The organism is Mesoflavibacter sp. CH_XMU1404-2 (assembly GCF_037029465.1).
GTDB lineage: Bacteria > Bacteroidota > Bacteroidia > Flavobacteriales > Flavobacteriaceae > Mesoflavibacter.
This window is the reverse complement of the sequence record NZ_JAYMEM010000030.1, coordinates 93581-117347: the sequence shown is the minus strand read 5'-3', so window position 1 is coordinate 117347 and position 23767 is coordinate 93581. Positions and strand designations below refer to the sequence as shown.

Annotated in this window: 21 protein-coding genes; 7 read left to right on the top strand and 14 right to left on the bottom strand. The window is 30.3% G+C overall.

What is annotated here, in order from left to right; genetic code table 11:
• Nucleotides 1–18: 18 nt before the first annotated feature.
• Together WA327_RS14230 and WA327_RS14225 are read right to left on the bottom strand one after the other, a co-directional pair.
• On the bottom strand, nucleotides 19–999 hold the full coding sequence (locus WA327_RS14230) for a pyridoxal-phosphate dependent enzyme (protein WP_336070835.1): 981 nt from the start codon (nucleotides 997–999) through the stop codon (nucleotides 19–21).
• A 225-nt stretch (nucleotides 1000–1224) separates the two neighbouring features.
• On the bottom strand, nucleotides 1225–2463 hold the full coding sequence (locus WA327_RS14225; protein WP_336070834.1) for an FtsX-like permease family protein: 1239 nt from the start codon (nucleotides 2461–2463) through the stop codon (nucleotides 1225–1227).
• 1 nt (nucleotide 2464) lies between these two features.
• Between WA327_RS14225 and WA327_RS14220 the strand changes: the two genes are divergently transcribed.
• The gene (locus tag WA327_RS14220) at nucleotides 2465–3757 is read left to right on the top strand and encodes a DUF1343 domain-containing protein (RefSeq protein WP_336070832.1); all 1293 of its coding nucleotides are present in this window, start codon (nucleotides 2465–2467) and stop codon (nucleotides 3755–3757) included.
• Nucleotides 3758–3760: 3 nt separating this feature from the next.
• On the opposite strand, the gene WA327_RS14215 is transcribed toward WA327_RS14220, so the two are convergent.
• The 4 genes from WA327_RS14215 to WA327_RS14200 form a co-directional block, all read right to left on the bottom strand.
• Nucleotides 3761–4789 carry a hypothetical protein gene (locus WA327_RS14215; RefSeq protein WP_336070830.1) on the bottom strand — a complete coding sequence of 343 codons (1029 nt, stop codon included), beginning with the start codon at nucleotides 4787–4789 and terminating at the stop codon, nucleotides 3761–3763.
• A gap of 264 nt (nucleotides 4790–5053) precedes the next feature.
• The gene (locus WA327_RS14210) at nucleotides 5054–5881 is read right to left on the bottom strand and encodes a sterol desaturase family protein (RefSeq protein ID WP_336070828.1); all 828 of its coding nucleotides are present in this window, start codon (nucleotides 5879–5881) and stop codon (nucleotides 5054–5056) included.
• A gap of 27 nt (nucleotides 5882–5908) precedes the next feature.
• Entirely contained in the window at nucleotides 5909–6799 is an 891-nt protein-coding gene (locus WA327_RS14205; protein WP_336070826.1) for a hypothetical protein, read from the bottom strand.
• A gap of 44 nt (nucleotides 6800–6843) precedes the next feature.
• Nucleotides 6844–7338, bottom strand: a complete 495-nt coding sequence (locus WA327_RS14200; RefSeq protein WP_336070824.1) for a YkgJ family cysteine cluster protein — start codon at nucleotides 7336–7338, stop codon at nucleotides 6844–6846.
• Nucleotides 7339–7457: 119 nt separating this feature from the next.
• Between WA327_RS14200 and WA327_RS14195 the strand changes: the two genes are divergently transcribed.
• Entirely contained in the window at nucleotides 7458–8156 is a 699-nt protein-coding gene (locus tag WA327_RS14195; protein ID WP_336070822.1) for a methyltransferase domain-containing protein, read from the top strand.
• Between the two features lie 3 nt (nucleotides 8157–8159).
• On the opposite strand, the gene WA327_RS14190 is transcribed toward WA327_RS14195, so the two are convergent.
• Both WA327_RS14190 and WA327_RS14185 read right to left on the bottom strand, forming a co-directional pair.
• Complete coding sequence (locus WA327_RS14190; protein ID WP_336070820.1) at nucleotides 8160–9893, bottom strand: TonB-dependent receptor; 1734 nt, start codon at nucleotides 9891–9893, stop codon at nucleotides 8160–8162.
• A 30-nt stretch (nucleotides 9894–9923) separates the two neighbouring features.
• A complete protein-coding gene (locus WA327_RS14185) occupies nucleotides 9924–12944 on the bottom strand; it encodes a tetratricopeptide repeat protein (RefSeq protein WP_336070818.1) in 3021 nt (1006 codons plus the stop codon).
• A 139-nt stretch (nucleotides 12945–13083) separates the two neighbouring features.
• Between WA327_RS14185 and WA327_RS14180 the strand changes: the two genes are divergently transcribed.
• The 4 genes from WA327_RS14180 to WA327_RS14165 are packed head-to-tail and all read left to right on the top strand — an operon-like array spanning nucleotide 13084 to nucleotide 16953.
• Entirely contained in the window at nucleotides 13084–14433 is a 1350-nt protein-coding gene (locus WA327_RS14180; RefSeq protein ID WP_336070815.1) for a hypothetical protein, read from the top strand.
• The gene (locus tag WA327_RS14175; RefSeq protein WP_336070813.1) at nucleotides 14430–15113 is read left to right on the top strand and encodes an ATP-binding cassette domain-containing protein; all 684 of its coding nucleotides are present in this window, start codon (nucleotides 14430–14432) and stop codon (nucleotides 15111–15113) included. The genes WA327_RS14180 and WA327_RS14175 overlap by 4 nt, the downstream gene beginning before the upstream one ends.
• Before the next feature lie 5 nt (nucleotides 15114–15118).
• Nucleotides 15119–16003, top strand: coding sequence for a glycosyltransferase (locus tag WA327_RS14170; protein ID WP_336070811.1), 885 nt, complete (start codon nucleotides 15119–15121; stop codon nucleotides 16001–16003).
• 5 nt (nucleotides 16004–16008) lie between these two features.
• Nucleotides 16009–16953, top strand: coding sequence for a glycosyltransferase family A protein (locus tag WA327_RS14165; protein WP_336070809.1), 945 nt, complete (start codon nucleotides 16009–16011; stop codon nucleotides 16951–16953).
• On the opposite strand, the gene WA327_RS14160 is transcribed toward WA327_RS14165, so the two are convergent.
• Both WA327_RS14160 and WA327_RS14155 read right to left on the bottom strand, forming a co-directional pair.
• The gene (locus tag WA327_RS14160) at nucleotides 16939–17352 is read right to left on the bottom strand and encodes an FdtA/QdtA family cupin domain-containing protein (protein WP_336070808.1); all 414 of its coding nucleotides are present in this window, start codon (nucleotides 17350–17352) and stop codon (nucleotides 16939–16941) included. The genes WA327_RS14165 and WA327_RS14160 overlap by 15 nt on opposite strands.
• Complete coding sequence (locus WA327_RS14155) at nucleotides 17352–18158, bottom strand: glycosyltransferase family 2 protein (RefSeq protein WP_336070807.1); 807 nt, start codon at nucleotides 18156–18158, stop codon at nucleotides 17352–17354. The genes WA327_RS14160 and WA327_RS14155 overlap by 1 nt, the downstream gene beginning before the upstream one ends.
• A gap of 53 nt (nucleotides 18159–18211) precedes the next feature.
• Here WA327_RS14155 and WA327_RS14150 point away from each other — a divergent pair, with 53 nt between their 5' ends.
• Nucleotides 18212–19354 carry a glycosyltransferase gene (locus WA327_RS14150; protein ID WP_336070806.1) on the top strand — a complete coding sequence of 381 codons (1143 nt, stop codon included), beginning with the start codon at nucleotides 18212–18214 and terminating at the stop codon, nucleotides 19352–19354.
• Here the strand turns inward: WA327_RS14150 and WA327_RS14145 are convergent, their stop codons facing one another.
• The 4 genes from WA327_RS14145 to WA327_RS14130 form a co-directional block, all read right to left on the bottom strand.
• Nucleotides 19355–20662 (bottom strand): O-antigen translocase, encoded by a 1308-nt coding sequence (locus tag WA327_RS14145; protein WP_336070804.1) that lies wholly within the window; start codon nucleotides 20660–20662, stop codon nucleotides 19355–19357.
• Nucleotides 20663–21760 (bottom strand): DegT/DnrJ/EryC1/StrS family aminotransferase, encoded by a 1098-nt coding sequence (locus tag WA327_RS14140; RefSeq protein WP_336070803.1) that lies wholly within the window; start codon nucleotides 21758–21760, stop codon nucleotides 20663–20665.
• Entirely contained in the window at nucleotides 21757–22629 is an 873-nt protein-coding gene (locus tag WA327_RS14135) for a GNAT family N-acetyltransferase (RefSeq protein WP_336070802.1), read from the bottom strand. The genes WA327_RS14140 and WA327_RS14135 overlap by 4 nt, the downstream gene beginning before the upstream one ends.
• A gap of 369 nt (nucleotides 22630–22998) precedes the next feature.
• The gene (locus WA327_RS14130; protein WP_336070800.1) at nucleotides 22999–23766 is read right to left on the bottom strand and encodes a nicotinamide mononucleotide transporter family protein; all 768 of its coding nucleotides are present in this window, start codon (nucleotides 23764–23766) and stop codon (nucleotides 22999–23001) included.
• Nucleotide 23767: the final 1 nt, after the last annotated feature.

Sequence of the window (23767 nt, the reverse complement as noted above, 5' to 3'; positions counted from 1 at the left end):
GCTTTAGCGGGAATGGTGTTATTCAATATAACCTTTTTCGCGCATCCAATCGTCATTAAACATTTTACCAACGTATCTGCTTCCGTGATCATGAAATAAAACCACAACTACATCTTCTGGCTTAAAGTGCTCTTTTAATTGCAACACACCTTTTATAGCTGCTCCTGCACTATTACCTAAAAACATACCTTCTTCTTTAGCTAGTCTTTGTGTGTATACCGCTGCATCTTTATCGGTTACTTTTGTAAACCCATCGATAATGCTAAAATCTACATTTTCTGGTAAAATATCTTCGCCAATACCTTCGGTTACGTATGGATAGATTTCGTTTTCATCAAAGATTCCTGTTTCGTGATATTTTTTAAACACACTTCCGTAGGTATCTACACCCCAAACTTTAACGTTTGGATTTTGTTCTTTTAAATATTTTCCAACTCCAGAAATAGTTCCGCCAGTACCAACACCAACTACAAAGTGTGTGACTTTACCTTCGGTTTGTTGCCAGATTTCTGGGCCTGTACTTTCGTAATGTGCTTTTGCATTACTTGGGTTATCATATTGGTTAACGTACCAACTGTTTTCAATCTCGGTACTTAATCTTTTGGATACTGAGTAGTATGATCGTGGATCATCTGGTTCTACCGCAGTTGGACAAACTACAACTTCTGCTCCTACAGCTTTTAAGATATCTACTTTTTCTTTACTTTGTTTATCTGCCATTACAAAAATACATTTGTATCCTTTTACAATCGCAGCTAATGCTAATCCCATACCTGTATTACCAGAAGTACCTTCTATAATAGTTCCGCCTGGTTTTAAACGTCCGTCTGCTTCTGCATCTTCTATCATTTTAAGTGCCATACGATCTTTTACAGAATTACCTGGATTAAAGGTTTCGTATTTTGAAAGTACTAAACATGGAAGTTCTTCGGTTAGCTTATTTATTTTTACTAATGGCGTATTACCTATGGTTTCTAATATGTTGTTTGCGTAGTTCATTTGTTATTTTTTGCGGTTGCAAAAGTACGGAATTGTTTTAGAATTAAACGAATAGTCTTCACGATGATTTAAAAAAACGACCAACAGTGTTTACCCGTACTTCGGCTACGCTCAGTATTTCACGTTAGCGATAGTAGTGGTTAGCTTTTGGCGAGGCGCGCATCGAGCCAAAACTAGTAACGGATAGCGCGACCCTGGTGGTAACGCCCAAAAAAAGTTTAAAATTTACTCGAAACGAATGGCTTTTACCGGTGAAATTTTTGATACAATTACCGATGGAATAATTAACATGAGTAAGCATAATACAAAGGTACCGATGTTAAGTGCGATAATGTACCCGATATTGAAATAAATTGGAACTGTTGAAACGTAATATGTTTTTGGATCTAACGGTATTAAACCAAAATATTTTTGAATTAACAATAGACTAATACCTATTAAATTTCCCCAAAACAATCCTTTTAAAATGAGGTAGGTTGCGTTGTATAAAAAGATTTTTCGGATGCTTAAATTACTACTTCCTAATGCTTTTAAAATGCCTATCATTTGTGTACGTTCTAAAATTAACACTAGCAATGCGGTAATCATATTTATTCCTGCTACCAAAATCATAATACCTATAATGGCGTATGTGTTTTTATCGAAAATGGAAATCCACTCGAAAATTACAGGATGCATTTGGTCTACGGTTACTGAGTTGAGTAAGGTTGGCACTTCTTCTTTTATAGCGTTTCCGGTAGTTTCTAATTGGTCAAAATCTTTGATAAACACCTCAAAACGTCCAACTTGATTATCATCCCATTTATTGAGTCTTTGAATATGTGTAATATCGCCAACAACATACAATTGATCAAATTCTTTTAATCCTGAATTGTATATACCTACAATGTCAAACGTTACGATATTTGGTGGTCTTGTGGTATCTTCTTTTAAGAAATAGGTATTGAATTTATCACCTACTTTAAACTGTAGTCGGTTAGCTAAATATTCTGAAATTAGAATTTGGTCATTCCACTTTTCTTTAGGAAAATCGGGTAGCTTTCCTTCTACTAAAAACTCTTCAAAATATTGCCAGTCGTAATCTTTACCAACTCCTTTTAGTACAACATATTCAAAATCGTCTTCCAACCTAATTATTCCTGATTTTGTTGCTGTTGCCTGTATATGGGTTACCTCTGGAACTGCAGAAAATTTAGGGTAAAAATCTTGCTCTGTCGTTATTGGATTTTGACTTTCTTGAGAGTTATTGTTATCATATCTTTCGATAACAGCGTGACCTTCAAAAGCAACTACTTTTTCTCTAATCTTTTTTTGTAAGCCAATACCGGTAGCAACAGCAATTAACATAACAATCATGCCTAAGATTATGGCTAAAATTCCTATTTTTATAATTGGTGCCGAAATACTACTTTTATACGCCTTACTATCAATAATGCGTTTAGCTATAAAAAACTCGAGATTCAATATGATATTTTCTTTTAATTGGTGTAAAAATACAGTTTTATTATTTGTTTTAACACTATTTGCCTGTGGTAATCAAACAAAAAAAAGTTTGACTCATGTAGATAAAATGGTTGCTAAAATTGAAGCTGACACTACAAAAAATGTACAACAACCTTTATTACTTGGTGTAAATAGGACTAATATGTATTTACCGCTTTTAAAAGACAAACGTGTTGGAGTTGTTGCTAATCAAACTTCTGAAATAACTTTTTTACAACGTGCTGTTGTAGATGAAAGTACAATGGGAAGCAAAAAAGTGACACAGCATTTAGTCGATTACCTAAAAGATTACATGAGTGTAAATGTAAAAACTGTTTTTGCACCAGAACATGGTTTTAGAGGTCAAGCAGATGCTGGTGAAGTTGTTAAAGACGGTATTGATACCAAAACAGGTTTACCCATTATTTCTTTGTACGGAAGTAACAAAAAACCTACCGCAGATCAGTTAAAAGATATTGATGTTATTGTTTTTGACATACAAGATGTTGGCGCTCGGTTTTACACTTACATTTCTACATTACATTATGTTATGGAAGCTTGTGCTGAAAACAACATAAAAGTGATTGTTTTAGACCGACCAAATCCTAATGGACATTATGTTGATGGACCTATTTTAGAACCTGATTATAAAAGTTTTGTTGGTATGCATCCTGTACCAATTGTACATGGATTAACTATCGGTGAATATGCTAAAATGGTAAACGGAGAAGGTTGGCTAAAAAACAGTATTGCATGTGACTTAACAGTTATACCAATGAATAATTATACTCGTGATTTAGAGTATGATTTACCTGTAAAACCGTCACCAAATTTACCAAACGCAAAAGCAATTAACCTTTATCCTAGCTTATGCTTTTTTGAAGGTACTAATGTAAGTGCTGGTCGTGGTACAGATATGCAATTTCAAATTTATGGATCACCAGATTTACAAAAAACTGACTTTACTTTTACACCAAAATCCAATAATGGTGCTAAATACCCAAAGCATGAAAATAAAGTTTGTAACGGTTACGACTTAAGAGATTATAAACGACTTGATAATATTGACCTAAGCTTTATCATTAACGCTTATAACACAACTAGCAACAAAGAAGATTTTTTCTTAAAAAATAATTTTATAGATAAGTTAGCTGGCACAAATAAACTACAAGAACAGATTAAATCTGGATGGTCTGAAGATAAAATAAAAGCCACTTGGCAAAGTGGCTTGGATGATTATTTGTTAAAACGCAAACCTTATTTACTGTATAACTAACTCTTATTCGTCATAAGGTTTACCGTTTGGTCTTACATGTGATTTACGATACTCTTCTCTAGTTTGTCTATTAACAGATTCATCATTATTGACTTTAGATAAGTTATATTCAACTTTGTTGGTTTCAATTTTTGAAATTGTTTCTTCTTTAGTTGAATTTTTTGAAGCTTTACCTTCTAATTCTGTTATCAAACGCTTATTTGCAGATTCTATATCGCGTGTGCTTGTTTCAAAATCGCTTTGATTAGAGTCGGTTACGCTATGCTCTTCGTCATTATTTATTCCCTTTTTATCATCCACATTTTTTTCTATCACCTCTTCTGAAGTTAAGCCTTCATCTTTAGTTTTTAACTCTCTTGTTTCTGCTAAATATTCTTGATAGGCTTTTTGTTTTGCTGCTTTTTCTTGTTGAGATTGTTTTTGATTAGCTTCTACTATTGCTCTTTGCTCTTCTAGCCAAGATTGATATTCTTTTTTTAATCGATCTCGGTTTGATAACGAGTTATCTTTATGCTCATTTTCAATTTTACTTCTAGAGGTTTTGTCTTCTGAAACATTTGCAATATAAGTAGATTGATTTCCTTTTTTTGTAATTGGCTTTAAATGTCTTCTTTCTCTTTCTTCCTTAGACAAACTAGCTTGTAATACACCTTCTTCAAAATCTTCAATTACATTTTCAGAAACTTCAATTTTAAATTTTCTCTCTATACCAAATGCTACAATAATATCTTCTCTGTAAACAGCAATAGTGTATCTTCCTTCAGACAAATAGTGTAAAGGTACTTTAACTTGTTTAGAGTTAACATCTATTCTTTCGGTCTTATTTTGCTCATGACTTAAAAAACTCACTTTTAAAACAGACTTATCACTATGTAGTAATAAAGTATCTGCTGTTTGGTTTAAGTTATGCTCAATACCAGAAGCAAAAAGATTATAATTTTTATGTAAGACAGTATAATGCTCTTGAGCTGTAACAAACGTTACAAGTCCAAAAAGAAAAGTAAATAGCAATACTTTTGGTAGATGTTTCATTTTTATGTTTTTAACTAAATGCTAAAAATCAATCGTTAGGGAAGATCAAAAGTATAATGAAAACAGCAGTTATATTAGCTTTTCAAATTAAATTTATAAGAAATTAGTTAAAAAGTATAAAATACTCGACTAATAACTAATTTATCTGATAATCAATATTTTAAATATAAATTTTGAGATTTATTAATTGAAATCTTATAATTTCATCTAAAACGTTAAGATTTAAATAAGTAAATAGTGAAATGATTAAATTTTACGCAAAAATTATTCGGTAGTTGGTCTTCTATATTTATGAAAAGGTTGTTTTAATAAGTGTTTTAAACTACCATTTTCTTCTTCATTAGGAAATGTATCGACACCGTAAACAATATCTTCTCTATCCATATACATATAAGTACCAAATAGTCTGTCCCAAACCGAAAAAATATTACCATAATTAGAGTCTGTATATGGCAACTTATAGTGATGATGAATTTTGTGCATATCTGGAGAAATCAATACATAACTCAACAATTTATCTACACGTTTTGACATTTTTATATTAGCATGCGTAAACTGCGTAGCAACAAGTGACATTGATTGATACAAAAACACAATTGCTATTGGCGTACCAACTATAAACACACCTGCAAGCGTAAATGCAAATCTTATAATACTTTCTATTGGGTGATGTCTATTTGCTGTAGTTGTATCTACATTGTGATCAGAATGATGTACTAAATGCACCATCCAAAGTGGTTTTACTTTATGCTCTACGTAGTGCGCTAAATAAGCTCCAAAAAAATCTAATAATAAAACTCCTAAAAGCGCATACAACCATAAAGGCATTTCTGGTAACCAATTAATAATGCCAAAATTATTTTCTTTCACCCAAAAAGAGGTGAAAATTAACAATCCTGCTAATGCAAAATTGATAATAACAGTTGTTAAGGTAAAGAATAAGTTAGGAAATGCATGCTTCCATTTTTTATACTTAAAATTGAATAAAGGCAACATTCCTTCTAAAATCCAAAATAAAGTAATACCACCAATTAACAAAGCACTTCTATGAGCAGAAGGAATGGTTTCGAAATAATTTAAAAGTGTTTCCATAACTAGTTACAAGTTATAAAATAAAATTTATTTAACGAGAAACTTAACTTTATTCATATCGTTTTGCGTCACTTGTTCTTGCCATTTTAAAGATTCTTCAATTTTACCAACACCTCTTAAGGAAGTATATTGTAAGAAGGCGTATAATGACATGTTAATCTCATCAACACTTGACACTTCAATCTTTTTTAAAGTGCGATAAACCTTGCGATGTTTACCTAAAATCAACTCTTTATTTAAGTCCAGTAATTCTATTTTTTGCTTTAAAGCTGGTTTATTATCGTAGTCACTTTCTACTAACATTTTTGAAGCCTCCAACATGTAAATATCAGACAGATTAACTAACTCTTTTTTAATATCTTCTTTGGCATAAGTTGCAAAATCTAAATATTTAACCGCTAATCTAAAAGCTGAAGAAAAAGATTTATTCTCAAAATAATTATTAATCTCTGGCTTTAAAAAGGAAATATTTAAAGCATAATTTCTAATAAGTGTTGTTAGGTTTAAAATACCGTATTCATCTTGAAACCCTGTGTTAATTATATTTCCATTTGGATCCATAACTTTTAAAAAGTCATCATTAAAACGGTCTTTATACTGGTAATTTTTATCGGTTAAATATTCTGCTGCAAGATCATCATAGTTACTTTCACTAATAATTACTGGCACAAAATACTCCCAAACTAATTTAGCTGCATTTTCATCTTCAAAAAGTCTAACCTGGTATTTATTACCCTTGCTATCTTCAATAAAAACTGGATAGGCATGACTTGAAGAATTTTCCCAAACCGCCAGAATCATCTTATCTTCCATAAGCGCTAATCGTTTGGCAAATTTAAAAGAGGTTAACCATTCTTGCGAAGAAGCAAAACTGATCATAAAAATGCTTAAAAACAGGGTAAATACAACTTTTTTCATAGACTTCAATTTACGCTAATAAAGCACAAAAACCAAACCAAATATTAGATGTTAATGCGTTTTTTCATAGCTTCAACTATATTATATGCTGCTGGGCAAATCGCCACGTTTTTCATCGTTAAATTTGATATTTGCTGAAACTTTTTTCTGTCTGTATGCGGGAATTCGGCACATGCTTTAGGTCTAACATCATAAATAGAGCAATAATTATCTGCACCTAAAAATGTACACGGTACGCTTTGCAAAACGTAGTCATTCTCTTCATCAATACGTAAATACGTTTCAATAAACTGATGCGGTTTCATCTTAAAATGTTTTGCAATACGCTCTACATCTTTATTGGTAAATAACGGACCTGTCGTTTTGCAACAATTAGCACAATCTAAGCAATCTGTGCGTTCAAATTCTTCTTCATGCAACTCTTGCATAATGTAATCTAATTGTTTTGGCGGCTTCTTTTTTAACTTTGTAAAAAAGGTTTTATTCTCCTTATGCTTATCTTTGGCAAGCTTTGGAAGGTTGTTTATAAACTCTTGCATGGTGCAAAAATACTATTTTAATACTATGTTTTTTCGCTTTCGCGGAAATGAATTGATAACTGAATATGGAAGAGAGAAGTTTGAAGCCTGAAGATAAAAATTAAAGACTATAATTAAAAATGAAAGACCTTTTTGGTAAAGCCTTACTAGATTATCAAAATGATAACTACACCGAAGATATTATTACCTCAACTAACATTTCTGATGAAGACGAATTACCGCTTCCCTATTTATTCAGAAGTTTTAAAGATATGCCTAAATTAGAGCAAAAAGCACTAAAATTAGCAGAAGGCAAAACGCTTGATGTTGGTTGTGGCGCAGGTAGCCATAGTTTGTATTTACAGCAAAAAGAGATTGAAGTTAAAGCAATAGACATCTCTAAAGGCGCTGTGGAAGTTGCAAAAAAAAGAGGCGTTTTAAATATTGAACATAAATCGGTTTTGGATGAAACTGAAAATTTTGATACTATTTTGTTACTTATGAATGGCACTGGTATTTTTCAAACCTTAAATCAAGTGTCTAAATACCTGCTTCACTTAAAGTCTATTTTAAATAAAAATGGACAAATCTTAATCGACTCTAGCGACATTAAATATATGTACTTAGATGAAGATGGCGGATTTTGGCACGATATGAATGCCAATTATTATGGCGAATTAGACTATTACATTTTTTATAAAGGTGAAAAAGAAACACCAATGAAATGGCTTTACCTAGACTTTAATTTATTAGATACCGCATGCAAAGCTGTTGGTTTAAAATGCGAAATGCTCACTGAAGGCGAGCATTATGATTATTTGGCTAAATTATCTGTTTAATCTCTAATCAAAATCAAACTTGTAAGTCGCACCAGCTAAAAACTGAATACCTTGAACTGGTGTATTTTGCCACTTATTATAATTTTGAGAAGCAATATTATTTGCTTTTACAAATGCAGACCATCTGTCTGTAATATGATAACCCACATGCGCATTAGCATCAAAATAACTATCTAAAGTTACTACTTGATTTGTTGGCGGAGCTAGCAAACTTGGCACAAATAATAAATCTTTACGCTCACCAACATAAAATAAATTAGCACCTGCAAACCAATGTTCGTTTATCTGATAGTCTAAAAATAATGAAGCCTCAATATCTGGTAAGTTCCACGCTTCTTCTTCATTCTTAACATCGTAAGTAAAGTATTCTGCTTTTAAGCCTAAAGTAAAGTTTCTATTTACATCAACATTTACTTCTCCTGCAACGCTAAACGTATTTACATTATCATAAACTACTCCAAAAGAATTACCATAAGTGTAAGGTTGCTCTGTTTCTAAAACATCATTATTAATGTAAAGTGCTTTACTGCGCTCTGCTTGGTAACGACCGCTTACAGAATAGCTAGTGTTACTAGATAACTTTCCTCTTAATCCTCCAAACGCGTTGTATTGTTGATCTGTAGGAACGATATATAAATTAGGTGACACAAACGGATTTTCTTGTGCAAAATCATGATAGTTATTTTGTATTAATCCTCCTTTTACACCACCAAATACGATTAAAATTTCGTCTACTAACTTATAACTAGCTGCAATATCTGGATAGATAAAAAACTTACTATCACTAGCTTCTGTGTTATTAAAGTAAACTGCTTTTAAACCTAAATCTACCGTTAAATCGTCTTGTTTAAGTTGTAATTTAGGATTGACACCAACTTGAAAATTACCATAGTTTAATTCGGTTGGCGAGTAGTAATCACGGTCAAAACTTCCGCTTAAATAATCTACAAAAACGCCTGTATTTATATCTAAATCTTGAATGGTCACTGTTCCGTTTACATCAGCTTTAAATCTATTTTCTCCAGAACTGTAATCGTCTCCAAAACGTCTAAACAACACACTTGCATCATTAATTATTGCCTCTTCAAACTTTATATCACCACCAACATGCGCTGTGTAAAAGGAATGACCAACATCCAAGCCATCTGCTGTTGTCTGATCAAATAATGGTTGTTGTAAGCCATACCAATTATAGGTTTGGTATTGAAATCCACCTAAAGCCGTCCAAGTAAAATCTCTATTCCTATTAGTATAGCTTAAATTTAATTTAGAATCTGAATAATCATTATCTGTCAACACACCATCTATATCACCTTGCGACGATTGGTGTGCAACGTGCGCACTCAAAGATTGATCACGACCAATAGCATGGTTTAAAAACACTTCACCAACAATTGTTGTATATGTTCCTACACCTAAACTAGCGTAATTATCATATAATTTTACCTTTTTTGCTTTATCAACAACTGCAGCTTTACCTTTTGCTGGTGTAAATGTTGACGCTACAGGAAACGAAAAAATATTGTATTGCACCTCTTTTTTTGTACCTGTTTCGGCGTCATCTAAAGTTGGTGTTTCTTTAACTTTAAATGCGTCAGAAACGGTTGGCGTATATGGCTTTATAACATCTATAACATCTGTATTTATAGTGTCTTGATCTCTTTCTTGAGAAAATAACATTACGGTCGTTATCAATGATAAAAACAGTAATATAATTTGCTTTTTGTTGTTAAACATAATTTAGTTTTATTGAATTATGATTGTATCTTAATCTTCGGTAATTACAGAAGAATTTGTTTTAGCTTCTTCTGCTTTTATAGTTGCTAATTCGGTTTCGGCTTCTGTTTTTACATCTTCAAAGTTGCTAAAGTTTTTAATCACACTTTCTAAAATGTAAGTCGCTTGAAACGCATCGCCTAAAGCGTAAAAATTCTTTGCCATAACGATTAACCCTTTTGCTCCGTAATATTTGTAACCCGAATAATCTTTAGCTAACTGCTGCGCAACAGCATTAGAAGCTTCATAGTCACCTTCTTTGTTTTTAAAATAAGCACTATAGTACAAAGCTTCTGCAGCAGTTTCACCTGTTGCTGTTTCTTCAACGTTTTGATATGCTGTTTTAGCTTTAGCTTCATCGTTTGTTTTTATAGCAGAACGTGCAATAATGACGTGAGCATCGCTTTTAATTTTGTTATCTAAATTGTTGTTAGCAAGTACTTTTTCCGCGTAAGCAACTGCTTGATTATATTGCTCTAACTGATAATTGGCTTGCATTAAATTAGACTGCGCAAAAAGTGTATTTTGCGGAAAATTAGATTCGGCTTCCAAACGCTTTAACGTTGGTATTGCTGCATTCCAATCTTTTTGATCTAACTGAATTTGAGACAAACGCAGCAAAGCTTCTTCTGTAAATTCGCTTTGCGATTGGTTTACAACATATTCAAAATGTGGTTTTGCATTCTCTGCTAAGTCCTTTTTAAAGTACAATTGTGCCAAATAGAAATGTGCAGAATTGGCATGCAACCCATTAGGGAATTGATTTAAATAGTTGTTAAACTGCTTAATCGCTGCGTTGGTATTGTTGTCTAAAAACTGTTTTTCGGCAGCTTCGTAAGTATCGTTATCTAAATCGGCATCGGTAACTTCTACATAATCCAAAGTATTAACCCAAGCCGCATAAGCATCTACCTGACCTAAATCTATGTAAATTAATCGTGCAGTAGAAACCGCTTGATTAGCTTCTGCCGAATTTGGATAATTCTCTGCCACAGCTTTTAACTTAGTCAATGCACGTTGATTATCACTTTTATTATAGAACACTAATCCTTGACGCAATTGCGCTTTGCTGTTAAACGGACTTGTTTTGTATTCTGAAATTAAGCGATCAAAGGTTTGAATTGCTTTAGCATCGTCACCAGATTTTACATAAGAATCTCCTAACGCATACATCGCATCATCACGTAGCTTTGAATTTTTATAGGTTGAAATAAATTGCTCTAACTCACTTCTTTTTTTAGCATCTTGACTGATGTAACCATAACTCATCGCCTTTTGAAAGAAAGCATAATCATTTTCTAATTGTCCAACAGCAATTGCTTTTTCGTAAGCCGAAATAGCATCTGAATAACGACTTGACACAAAATAACCATCGGCTAAACGCAAGTAAGCATCATTAAGTCTTACTTTATCTTCTTTGTGTTTTGAGATAAAACTGTTGAAATACTGCGTCGCTTCACTATACTTTTTTTGTTTAAAGTAAGTATAAGCTATATTATAATCTAAGTTAGTATATTCTGAAGTTGAAGGCGCTTCTGTTTGTTGTTCAAACTGTTTAAAACCAATCAAAGCTTCGTTGTAATCACTTAAATTATAATCGGTTTCGGCGTTCCAAAAAGTTGCACGTGCTGTAAAGGTTTGGTCTTGTTGCTCGCTTAAAGATGTTTCAAAAAGGTCTTTTGCTTCTTGATAATTTCCTTCATTATATAATTCTAAACCACGATAAAACGCTACTTTTTGATACGCCACTTTGCTTTCAAAACTCTTTTTGTTTTTTAATAGCTCTAACGCTTCTTTATAATTTTTAGAGGTGATGTAAGAGTCTATTAAAAGTGTCTCTACTTCATCTTTATATTGCGTTTCAGGATATTTTTCTAAATAACCTGTCAACACTTGTGGTACCGATTGGTAAGCGTTACCAATCTCGTAACTAATTTTGGCATAATTTAACCAAGCATCTTCTTGAATTTTTAAATCATAATCCATTTGAGATGCATTTCTAAAAGCATTTAATGCTTCTTGCTTTTTTCCAACATGCACATAACTTTCACCTAAATGATAATAAGCATTTTGGGCAACACTATTGTTTGCGCTTACAATTTTATTAAATTCTGAAATCGCACTATCGTAATCCTTTTGCTTGTAATACGCGTAACCTAATTGGTAATAATCGGTATTACTCCACTTACCTTTTCTACCTTGATATTCTTTTAAATACGGAATGGCTTCGCTGTATTTTTCTAGGTTGAAATAGCTTTCGCCTATAATTTTATTAAGTTCGGAAATTTCATTTCTATCACTAGTTGGCAGTTTTTCTTTAGCCAATTCTATCGCATTTTCAAACTTACCTAGTTTAAAATTTAAATCGGCTTGATAATAACTTAGCTTTTCTTTGTATTTTTCGTCATCACTAACTTGATCAAAATACTTGTTGGCGCTATCATAATCATCACCTTGATAAGACATAAATCCTAAATAGTATTTTGCTTGAGAACCATATTTTTGTGAAGTCTCTACACGCGTTAAATACTTTTTAGCATCGTTATAATTTTTGGTTACAAAAGAAGCGTAACCATTATTAAAATTGAATTTTTCTCGGTCTGCTCTACTCATAGACGCTTCGTCTACTTTTTCGTACCATTTTTGTGCGTAGGCGTATTTTCCGTTTTCAAAATAATAATCGGCTACATCTAAAAATGCTGTATTTTTCTTAGTACTTGTTGGATAATTTTCAACAAAATTTTCCATCATCGTATCTGCGCCTTGTTGGTTTAATCTAATTGCCGAATTAGCAATATAGAAAGCACAATCACTTTCGATATTTGGATTATCAGTTTGTTTTTTAACCTGACTAAACAAGGTCTGTGCTGCTAAATATTGTTGATTATTAAATAGTTGAAGTGCTTTTTGATAATCGGTTAAAGGACTAGTGTAAATGGCGGTTTGTTGCGCCATCATCATTACCGAAAATAGAAAAACCACTAAAAAGGTGAGCTGTTTTTTTACTAACATTGACACGTTTTTTAAATTGTAAATCAAAGATAAATTAATCTAATAGGTTAACGTTAGATTTAACTAATAATTATAAACGGAGTTATTAAATAAAGGATAAAACTATATATTTACACTAAAATAAACCTTTTACTATTAAATGTCCTTTGTAAATAAAATCAACAAATTTATAGATAAAAAAAACATTAAAATTGTAATTGGTTTTGCCATAGTTGTAAGGTTAATTTTTGTTTGTCTTTATGGTGCCATAACTTTAATGCCCGACAGTTATGACTACCTGGCATTAAGTAACATTATTAGCGAATCTGACTGGTCTAACTACACAGCTAAAAGAACTCCTGGATTCCCAGTTATAATTAGTCTATTAAAACAAAACCTAAAGATTTTAGTGGCATTTCAATTATTACTAGGCGTTTTAAGTACTGTTTTATTATACAAAATAATTTTATCTATCAGTAAAAATAGACTACTATCATTTTGGACTGCTATTATCTATACATCATTTGCAAATGTAATTTTATTTGACTTTGCCATCTTGACAGAAGCTTTAACTACGTTTATTTTATTAACCAGTATCTGGCTAGTTATAAAACATAAATTATTCAATCCTAATTCATCAATTATTTACTACTTAGTACTATCTTGTGTTCTTAGTTGGTTATATTTAATTAAGCCATTTTACATTTATGTCCCTTTTGTTTTTGTTGCGTACTTTTTCATAAAATCAATTAAACTAAACGTTAAAAAAGTTTTTTTTAAAAGTATTATTATCCTCAGCACTCCAATATTATTTTATTTTTTATGGAATAACTTCAACCAAAAAAAAATAGGAGTTTTTACAAACACTCAATATTTTGGAATAAACTTAGCTCAAACAGCAACTCCTTTTTTTGAAAAAGCACCTAACAAAGATGGTTTAATAAGAGACATTATTGTTAAACATAGAGACTCTTTAATTAAACACGATTTAGACAAAGTTGCGATGAGTGTTTGGAGCGCACATGATGAATTATTGACAAAAACTAAATTAACTGAAATAGAATTATCAAATAAATTAGGAGAAATATCAAAACAACTTTTTAAAGACTATCCCCTTTTATACTTAAAACAAGTTAGCAAATCATGGTTACTTTATTGGGGCTCAAAAAATAGTCTTTACTGGAACTATAAAGAAGTTAAGAATCTTTATTTTAAAAAAGGAATAATTGTAATATGGTCTTTTTTTCAGCAATACATTTTAATAGTAATAAATATCCTTTTTTTAATATTCAGCTTTTTAAAACTATTACAATTCTTTAACAGACCATATAAAGCATTAGATGTTGATTTATTCATTGTAAGCGTTATCATTATTGGGTCTTTAGCACAAGCATTAGTCGCATATGGAGAAAATAGTAGATACTGCTTCCCTTTTTTCGGATTAATCCTTTACTTTGTAATTAAAAATTTAAACAAAAAAGAACTAGTTTTAAAAAAGAACTCTTTATGACCAATACCGTTTTAGAATTAAAAGACGCCAGCATCTTTCAAGGAGAAAGTTTAGTATTATCTGATGTTAATTTACAAGTCAACAAAGGAGATTTTGTTTATTTAATTGGAAAAACTGGATCTGGAAAAAGTAGTTTTATGAAAACACTTTACGGTGATTTAAAACTAACACAAGGTGAAGGTCATATTGTAGATTTTAATTTACGTACGCTAAAAGAAAAAGAAATTCCATTTTTAAGAAGAAAACTCGGCATTGTTTTTCAAGACTTTAAACTACTTACAGATAGAACGATAATTGACAATTTAACCTTTGTTTTAAAAGCTACAGGCTGGAAAGACAAAGACAAAATGAAAGAACGCATAGAAACTGTTTTGGATAAAGTAGGAATGAAAACCAAAGGTTTTAAATTCCCTCATGAATTATCTGGTGGAGAACAGCAACGTATTGCAATAGCAAGAGCACTATTAAATGAGCCCGAATTAATCTTAGCAGATGAACCAACAGGTAATCTAGATCCACAAACTAGCATTGAGGTTATGGAAGTGTTGCAAGACATTAATAAAAATGGAAACACTATCCTAATGGCGACACATGATTATGCTTTACTTTTAAAATATCCAAGTAAGACATTAAAATGTGATGATAATAAGGTATTTGAAGTTGTGCAACGTAAAAGCTAAATTTTATGTTATCCATTTTAATACCAACTTACAATTACTACATCTACGATTTGGTATTAAACATTCATAAAAAATGTTTAAAAGAAAACATAGTCTTTGAAATTATCTGCTTAGATGACAATTCTGATTCTAATTTCACTGAAGCAAATAAAAAAATTGAAGCTTTATCTAATTGCTTTTATAAAATCAGTCGTGAAAACAAAGGTAGAATAGCAACAAGAGAACATTTAGCTAAATTAGCTAAAAACAAGTGGCTTTTGTTTTTAGATGCAGATGTTTTACCTAAGAATGGTCATTTTATTAATAAATATGTAAACTATACAAACCAGGATTATTTAGCTATTTTTGGGGGGTTATTTTATGAAGAAAAAAATAGTAACAAGCAGCTTTTAAGGTGGAAATATGGCAAACAAAACGAAGAAGTTCCTGCTGTAAAAAGAAACTTAAAACCTTATAAAGTTGTGACTTCTGCTAACTTATTTATAAAAAAAGACATCTATTTATTCTTTTCAAAGCAATTTAAGACAAATACTTACGGAGGAGATTTGATTTTTGCCATACTACTTAAAGAACAAAACACCAATATTCTTCATATTGACAATGAAGTTATTCATTTAGGTCTTGAAAGTAACATTACTTACCTTCTGAAGGTTGAAAAGGCAATCTACAATCTTTTAACTTTGTACAATGAAAACAAAATTAAAACACATCAAAATGACTTGTTAAAAGCTTACTTAATTTTAAAGAAGTTAAGATTAAGATTTCTTTTTTCATATGCCTTTAAAATCTTTAACAAAACAATAAAAAATAACCTTACAGGTAATGCGCCTTCTATCAAATTACTTCAGCTATATAAAATCTGCTACATGTGTAATTTATCCTTAAATTAGATTTAATGGAACCGTTAATTTCAATAGTCATACCACTTTACAACAAACAAAAACACATAAAAAAAACTATTTTAAGTGTTTTGGATCAAACTTTTAGTGACTTTGAAATAATAGTAATTAATGATGGTTCTACAGATAATAGTCTTAAGGTATTAGATACTATTGAGGATAAAAGATTAAATATCTTTTCAACTATAAATCAAGGCGTATCTAAAGCTAGAAATTTTGGAATATCAAAAGCAGTGGGCAAGTTTATTGCTTTTTTAGATGCAGATGATATATGGTTTAAACACCATTTAGAGGATTTAAAAAAACTACAAGAACAATTTCCGGATTGTGGATTATACTGCAAAGCTTATTTTAAAAAAGAAGGTAATTTAGATATACCGTCAAGATACAACTCTATACCTAATGATAAACCTTGGAAAGGTATTGTAGAGGATTATTTTAAAGCCTCTAAAATTAATAACATAGCTTGGACTTCTTCAGTAATGATACCAAAAAGTATTTTAGAAGATTTTAATGGTTTTGATGAAAAAATTACTTTGGGAGCAGGTGAAGACACTGATTTATGGATTAGAATTGCATTAAATTATAAAGTAGCTTTTAGCAATAAAGTTTCGGCAATTCACATATTAGATTCTGATAATAGAATTAGCAACAGTAATACTAATTTAAGACGTTTTATCGACTTGGATAAGTATGAAGAGGAAGCAAAAAACAATCCTTCTTTAAAAACCTATTTAGATCTTAACAGATATTCCATTTCAATACAATATAAGTTAGTTAAGAATACGCTTAAAACAGATGAGTATATAGATAAAATAAACCCAGATTCTCTAAACAAAAAACAATTATTTTTATTGAAGCAACATCCAACTATTCTAAAATTAATTTTTGGTATGAGTCAAATTTTGAAAAAATTCAATATTAAGCTAAGTAGTTTTTAGTGTTTTGAATAATTCAAAGTCTCTTATATAATCGTCTTCATCATAAACTTCTGAAGCTAATACCAAACACACAGATCCTGATGAAAAATTTTCTAGTTCTCTCCATATACCAGGCACAATTAGCAATCCTTTATCTGGTTTATTAAGCGTTATTGTTTTTGTATTATAACCATCGTTTAGAATAACATCAAAACTACCACTTACAGGAATTAAAAACTGATATAACTCTTTATGTGCATGTCCACCACGGTAAGCGTCACTAGGCACATCATATAGATAATAGACACGCTTAAGCTGAAAAGGAACAACATCTTTTTCTATTACAGATAACGTACCTCTTTCTTCTTTTATCTTATCTATCTGAATAATTTTTAAATCGCTTATCGTAGTGTTTTTCATTAATTAGAAACTTTAAAATCTTTTATTCCTTTAAATCCTATTTTAGTTTTACTAAACATTTCATTTAAGCTTATAAACTTTTTCCTAATCAAAAAGAAAACAAACTTAAACACCCAAAAATAGGCTAAACTTTTATACTTTTTGTAAGCTAACGCAGATCTTGCATAGATTATTTTATCGCTTCCTAAAGCTTTACCAGAGTTATACTCTGAATGAGAAACAATATATTGATTACAGAAATATCCTCTTACATTATTTTTAATTAATTGGCTTATAAACAAGTATTCTTCGGCAGTTTCAAACTGACTTCCTATTCCAAATCTTTCATCAAAAATTACACCTGTAGTTTTTACTTTTCCTAAATCACAAGCTATTTCAATAGACATTACACCTTCAATAGATTGTTTAGAAAGTTCAAAATTTTCATCATTATATTTTCGATAATCATTTCCTTTTAATGTTTTTGCTTTAAAAACTAAGAATCCAGCTTCAGTTTCATCTTTAAAAGCATCTAAAATGATTTGATCAAAATTAGGATCAAAAATCACATCATCATCTGTAAATAAAATGTATTTAGACGTTGCATTTTTTATGGCTTGATTTCGACTTCTAGAAATTCCTTTGTCAAAAAAATTAAAAACTCTAATATTTGCTCTGTCAGACTTTAATAAGTTAGTCTTTGTTGTTTGATTAATTACAAGAATATTAACCGAGTTGACGTCTGCATTTTGAAACATCTTGTCTATAAATTCTAAAGAGTTTCTGTGCATTGTTGAAATTAATACTTCTAACTTATCATTACACATTATACCAAGACGTTTTATTTATTTAAATTTGAAAACAAATGTATAAAATATAAATGAAGATATTACTGATAGGAGAATACAGCCGACTTCATAATTCTTTAAAAGAAGGTTTACAAAATTTAGGACATGAAGTAACTTTAATTAGTTATGGAGACGGCATGAAGCAATATCCTTCTGATATTTTATTAAAATCTAAAATAAATAAGAACAAACTTCTTAGAAAAATAAACAACCTATCAATACGAGTTTTTAAAAAAGATTTTATTAAAGTTGAATTTAAAAATCATTTAAAAAAAATTAGACATCAATTAATTGGTTACGATGTTGTACAGCTTATTAATGAAGACGCTTTAAACTTAACACCTAAAGATTCTATTAATTTTTTAAATTTCATTGTAAATAAAAACAAAAAAATGTTTTTATTGGTTTGCGGTGAAGACTACACAACCATTAGTTTTTTCTTAAAAGGTAATAACGGTCATTCTGCTTTAACACCTTTAATTGAAAACCCTAAATTAAAATCTAGATATAGCTTTTCTTTAAAATACATATCTAAACCTTACAAAAAGCTACACAATTACATTTATCAACACATTAATGGAGTGATCTGTTCTGATATTGATTATAGCCGCATTTTTAAAAACAAAAACTCGTTTTTAGGCTTAATCCCAAACCCAATTAATGTTGATAAACTTGAGTATATCCCTTTAAAAACAGATGGAAAAATCAATATTTTTCATGGGATTAACAGTCATTCTTCTATAAAAAAAGGAAGTAAATTCTTTACTGAAGCTTTATCTATTATTAAGAAAAAATATGGAGACAAAATAAATATTATTGAAACCACTAATCTACCCTATAAAGAATACATAAACATTTACAACAACGCACATATATTATTAGACCAAGTTTATGCTTATGACCAAGGTTTTAATGCTTTAGAAGCTATGGCTAAAGGTAAAGTTGTGTTTACTGGCGCAGATCAAGAATGGCTAGACCATTATAATTTAGAAGAAGATACTGTCGCTATAAACGCTTTACCTGATGTTAATTATTTAGTTGAAAAACTAGAATGGCTGATAAATAACCCAGATCAAATTCAAAACATTTCAAAAAACGCAAGACAGTTTATTGAAGCACATCATCACTACAAAGAAGTCGCTAAAAAATATTTAGCAACTTGGCAGAGCAATTAATTAATCTTCTTCTTTCTTTTCAGGGATGATACCAAATAACGAAGAATAAAAAATCATAAGTATAATTCCGTAGTATAAAAAATATGTAGCAAAGTGAGCCATATTAGCTCCAACAACACCAAACTCATCTATTAAATATTGACTGGTAAAATATAGCGTTACAACTGAGAAGGCTTCAGTAATAATATAATGCCAAAACATTCGCTTTGCTAAAAACTGATAAGCAATAACAATAGACAGTACTTTTACAAAATCTCCTAAAAGTTGCCAAAAGAAAAGATCTTCCACAGGTTGAAACTCGTCAGTTAATACAATTAAAACTATAAAATGTCTTAGAAAATAAATTAATATTAAACCTATTCCAAAAATTGGAATTATAGTTTTATAAAAATTAAACACCTCTTTTCTAAAGTCTTTAATATTATCAATTTCTGAAAAACGAGGTAAAATATACAATGATAATAACGTACTTACAAACATTAAATAATATTTAGAGATACGGTTCATTGCTTCCCAATAACCAGCATCTTCAATACCAACATTATCAATTATATAGTTTCTAATAAATAGAGTGATTATTGGTAGTATAATTGCTGAAAATATAGCCATTCCAGAATATGTGCTTAGCTTTTTGGCTAGCTTGACACTAAACTTACTTGCTTTTATTAAAGGTGTTAGGTTTTGTCTATTAATTATTCCTACAAGCGTAATTAAAAAGATAATAGACTCTGCTATAGCAACTGCTATTAAGGCTCCATCAATTCTGTCTTTCCATATTAAAAGTATTGTAATTACAGCTCCTAAAATCTGTCCAAAAATATTAAATACAATCAAGTATTTGTATTTAGAAAAACCATTCATTATAGCAAAAGCCAACATATTTAAAGCATAAAATGGCAAGGCTAAGGCTAAAATTTTAATAATGTAAGTGTAATTATTATAAGCTTTAAATACGGTATCATTTACATATTCTGCATTGTAATAAATCAAAAAACTTAAAACAAAGGTTGAAATAAACCCTAAATAAAAAACTGTAGAAAGAACTCTAGAAAGCTGTGTTCTATCCCGTTTATGCTGTGCAATATATTTAACAACACCTTTATAAAGTCCTAAAATAGAAATTGATTGTACAGACCCTACAAAATTACGAAGGTTACCTACCAGCGCCATACCTTCAGCACCAATAAAAATAGCCATGAATTTTGAGGTTAAAAAACCTGCTATGATTTTAACAATCACCGAAACTGAATTAAGTGAAGCTACTTTTAATAAAACATTATTATTAATATAGTTTAAAACTTTTTTCAATTAGTAATTATTAATGGTTGTAACAACTTGATCTACTTCTCCTTGAGTCATCACAGGACTAATAGGTAGACTAACACAAGTTTCGTGAATTTTTTCTGTTAGAGGAAATTTTAGACTATTAAATCGATGAAGCGCCTTTTGTTGGTGAGGAGCTGTAGGATAATGTATCGAAGACTCTATTTTATTAGCCTTTAAATAATTGATAAACTCCTGACGATTATCCACTAAAACCACAAATAAATGAAACACATGATTTGAAGAACCATCATAAAATGGCAATTTTATTTTAGGATTTTTTACTTCAGACAAGTAACGCTTTGCAATCTCTTGACGTCTCAAATTATCGGCATCCAAATGCTTTAATTTAATTGAAAGAAACAAAGCCTGAATTTCGTCCAAACGATTATTACTTCCTATAAAGTCGTTAACATATTTAGTTGAAGATCCGTAATTTCTTAGCTTGAAAATCACTTCAGACAACGCTTCATTATTTGTTGTTATGGCACCAGCATCACCTAACGCACCTAAATTTTTAGCAGGGTAAAAGCTAAAAGCAGCTGCATGAGATAAATTACCTGCTTTTTTTGTGTTATTTGTTGCTCCGTGTGCTTGCGCAGCATCTTCAATAACTAACAAATTTTTATGTTTAGCTAATTTATTTATACTGTTCATATCACATAATTGACCATATAAATGAACCGCTAAAATAGCTTTTGTTTTTGCTGAAATATGTTTTTCTATTTCTTCAACATCAATATTAAAAGTCTTTGGATCTGGTTCTACTAAAACTGGTGTTAAGCCTGTATTTATTATTGAAATAATGCTTGCTATGTAAGTGTTTGCAGGAACAATCACTTCATCTTTTGGTTGTAAAACACCTAACTCTAAATAGCCTTTAAAAATTAACTCTAAAGCATCTAAACCGTTACTTGTACCGATGCAATATTTTGTACCACAAAATGCTGAAAATTCAGATTCAAATTGTTTAACGCAATCGCCAAGAATATACCAACCACTTTTTAAAAATGCATCAAATTTTGTTTTAAATTCGGTTTCAAAACGCGCATTGATTTTATGTAAGTCTAAAAACTTTATCATATCAAAACGTCTTCTAAAAGTTTGAAATTTTCTGTAGAAACCTCATAAAAATCTTGCGTTATCGTTCTTGCGCCATAACCTTCTTTCCAATACAAAAGACCAGAATTTAATTGAAGTCCTTTGTTTTCATTTGAAATTCCAAAATCAAAATAGCGTTTCAACTTAAAAACTTCTTTTATTAAATAATGATGTAAAAAATCTAAACTTCCTGATTGGTTTTTTTCATCATTCCCAGAAATATATTGAGAATGTGCTACATATTTAGTTTCAAAAATAGTCGTTCCGGCAACTATTTTATTATCACTATACACATTAAACTGTCTAATTTTTTTAGGAAATTGTTGTTTCAACAAAGTAATTTCTTCTAAACTATGTACAGGGTTTACATCGTGTTTACTTTTTAAATTCGGGATTAAAATAGCATTCCAAAACTCCTCAAAACCATCTACTTCTCTAACTTCTAGACCATGCTTAACTCCTTTTTTGTAACCTACTAATCGGTCTTTAGAAAATTTTATTTGTTCATCTAAAACAACTACAGAAAGTGTGTCTTTTCTATATAATTTAGATTTGGTTAAGAACAGTAAATAATCAAGTTCATCACTTGGTAATGATGTATAAATTGAAGGTATTAATTTTAAGTTAAGTGTCGTAAAATGGTTGCTATCTAAAAACTTTAGTATCGTTTTAAACACATCAATAAAATGATGGAGTTTAAGTTTTTTAGAAATTACTAATCCTCCGTAAGTCAGACCTTGATGAGAAAAGAGCTTATCTTCTACTCTATTTGCTGGCAAAACTGCGACTAACTTTTCATCTTTAAAAACCATTAAAGAATAGTCTTCAAATCGGTCTTTATGGTAGTCCATAAAGCTACGATTGAATAGAAAAGTACCGTTTTTGGATTGACTTATAAAGTCATTCCAAAGCTTAAGATTTGACGCTGAATATTTATGTATAGAATAAATAGTGTTGCTGTTTTTACAGCTTTGAAAGTACTAAATTTTCTTGAAAAACGCATAATAAAAGTTAACACAAAAAATTGCTGCGTTTGCTATAATTATAGGCAAACCAACTCTAACAGTTGGTAACATAAACCCATAAATTATAAAAAATGTACAACCAATCATGTTAACAATTCTTAGTCTTTTTACGTTTTTCATTGTAAATGAAAGTAAGACAAAAAAAGAGGCGAAATAGCCTATGTATTCTGTTAAAGTAATACCGAATAATTCCATTTATTTTTCTTTAATTTTTTGAACATCACCATTAAGGTGCCAATCAAAATAAGTTAAGATAGCATTACTTAAGTAAAAAACATACTTAACGACATTAGCTAAATTACCTTGAATAAAATTCTTTACTATTTGAGCAAAATTATAAAAAGTCCATACTAAAAAGGACTGTTTATATTTAAAAACAATACCAACATTACCTACAATACTAATACCAAAAATTATGGCAATGGTATGTTTAAAAATAGGATTTGTAATTGAGGTTCCAAACCAATAAAAACCTAAAAACACTAACGAATAAGATACCACAAACGCTAAAACAAAAAGCAACCAATATCTAGCATCTGCATTTTTAATACGTTCGCCTTCAAACCATTTTTTTGTAGATAATAGGGCTATTCCAAAAGTTATTGGATATGTGATTATTGCAGAATGATTGCCAAACAAATAATCAATAACTCCAGAATTTATGGTTGTAAAAATCCAAATTACATTTCCCCAATTACTTTGTCTTACTAAAAAACGTGTTGCTAATAACGAAAATGCCGCACCAATAATTGATAAAATTCCTATCGGGAAAGCACCTTTTTCTATATAACTCCATAAACTAGAAAAAGGTATCCCAAAACGGATACCTCCTTCATAATATATAGTTTCATGAAAATTTCTATACAGTGTAATACTAACTACCAAAATTACTCCAAGTACATCTATATATTTAGAATGTACAATGCGCCTAAGCAATGGATTTGGTATCGTATTATCGGTCACT

Excerpts from the sequence above, each read along its gene's own strand:
- WA327_RS14155 (WP_336070807.1), bottom strand. The coding sequence starts at position 18,158 with ATGTGTAATGATAAGTTAGAAGTATTAATTTCAACAATGCACAGAAAC.
- WA327_RS14220 (WP_336070832.1), top strand. The coding sequence starts at position 2,465 with ATGATATTTTCTTTTAATTGGTGTAAAAATACAGTTTTATTATTTGTT.
- WA327_RS14170 (WP_336070811.1), top strand. The coding sequence starts at position 15,119 with ATGTTATCCATTTTAATACCAACTTACAATTACTACATCTACGATTTG.
- WA327_RS14215 (WP_336070830.1), bottom strand. The coding sequence starts at position 4,789 with ATGAAACATCTACCAAAAGTATTGCTATTTACTTTTCTTTTTGGACTT.
- WA327_RS14140 (WP_336070803.1), bottom strand. The coding sequence starts at position 21,760 with ATGATAAAGTTTTTAGACTTACATAAAATCAATGCGCGTTTTGAAACC.
- WA327_RS14160 (WP_336070808.1), bottom strand. The coding sequence starts at position 17,352 with ATGAAAAACACTACGATAAGCGATTTAAAAATTATTCAGATAGATAAG.
- WA327_RS14200 (WP_336070824.1), bottom strand. The coding sequence starts at position 7,338 with ATGCAAGAGTTTATAAACAACCTTCCAAAGCTTGCCAAAGATAAGCAT.
- WA327_RS14180 (WP_336070815.1), top strand. The coding sequence starts at position 13,084 with ATGTCCTTTGTAAATAAAATCAACAAATTTATAGATAAAAAAAACATT.
- WA327_RS14165 (WP_336070809.1), top strand. The coding sequence starts at position 16,009 with ATGGAACCGTTAATTTCAATAGTCATACCACTTTACAACAAACAAAAA.
- WA327_RS14185 (WP_336070818.1), bottom strand. The coding sequence starts at position 12,944 with ATGTTAGTAAAAAAACAGCTCACCTTTTTAGTGGTTTTTCTATTTTCG.
- WA327_RS14150 (WP_336070806.1), top strand. The coding sequence starts at position 18,212 with ATGAAGATATTACTGATAGGAGAATACAGCCGACTTCATAATTCTTTA.
- WA327_RS14230 (WP_336070835.1), bottom strand. The coding sequence starts at position 999 with ATGAACTACGCAAACAACATATTAGAAACCATAGGTAATACGCCATTA.
- WA327_RS14195 (WP_336070822.1), top strand. The coding sequence starts at position 7,458 with ATGAAAGACCTTTTTGGTAAAGCCTTACTAGATTATCAAAATGATAAC.
- WA327_RS14175 (WP_336070813.1), top strand. The coding sequence starts at position 14,430 with ATGACCAATACCGTTTTAGAATTAAAAGACGCCAGCATCTTTCAAGGA.
- WA327_RS14210 (WP_336070828.1), bottom strand. The coding sequence starts at position 5,881 with ATGGAAACACTTTTAAATTATTTCGAAACCATTCCTTCTGCTCATAGA.
- WA327_RS14135 (WP_336070802.1), bottom strand. The coding sequence starts at position 22,629 with ATGGACTACCATAAAGACCGATTTGAAGACTATTCTTTAATGGTTTTT.
- WA327_RS14205 (WP_336070826.1), bottom strand. The coding sequence starts at position 6,799 with ATGAAAAAAGTTGTATTTACCCTGTTTTTAAGCATTTTTATGATCAGT.
- WA327_RS14190 (WP_336070820.1), bottom strand. The coding sequence starts at position 9,893 with ATGTTTAACAACAAAAAGCAAATTATATTACTGTTTTTATCATTGATA.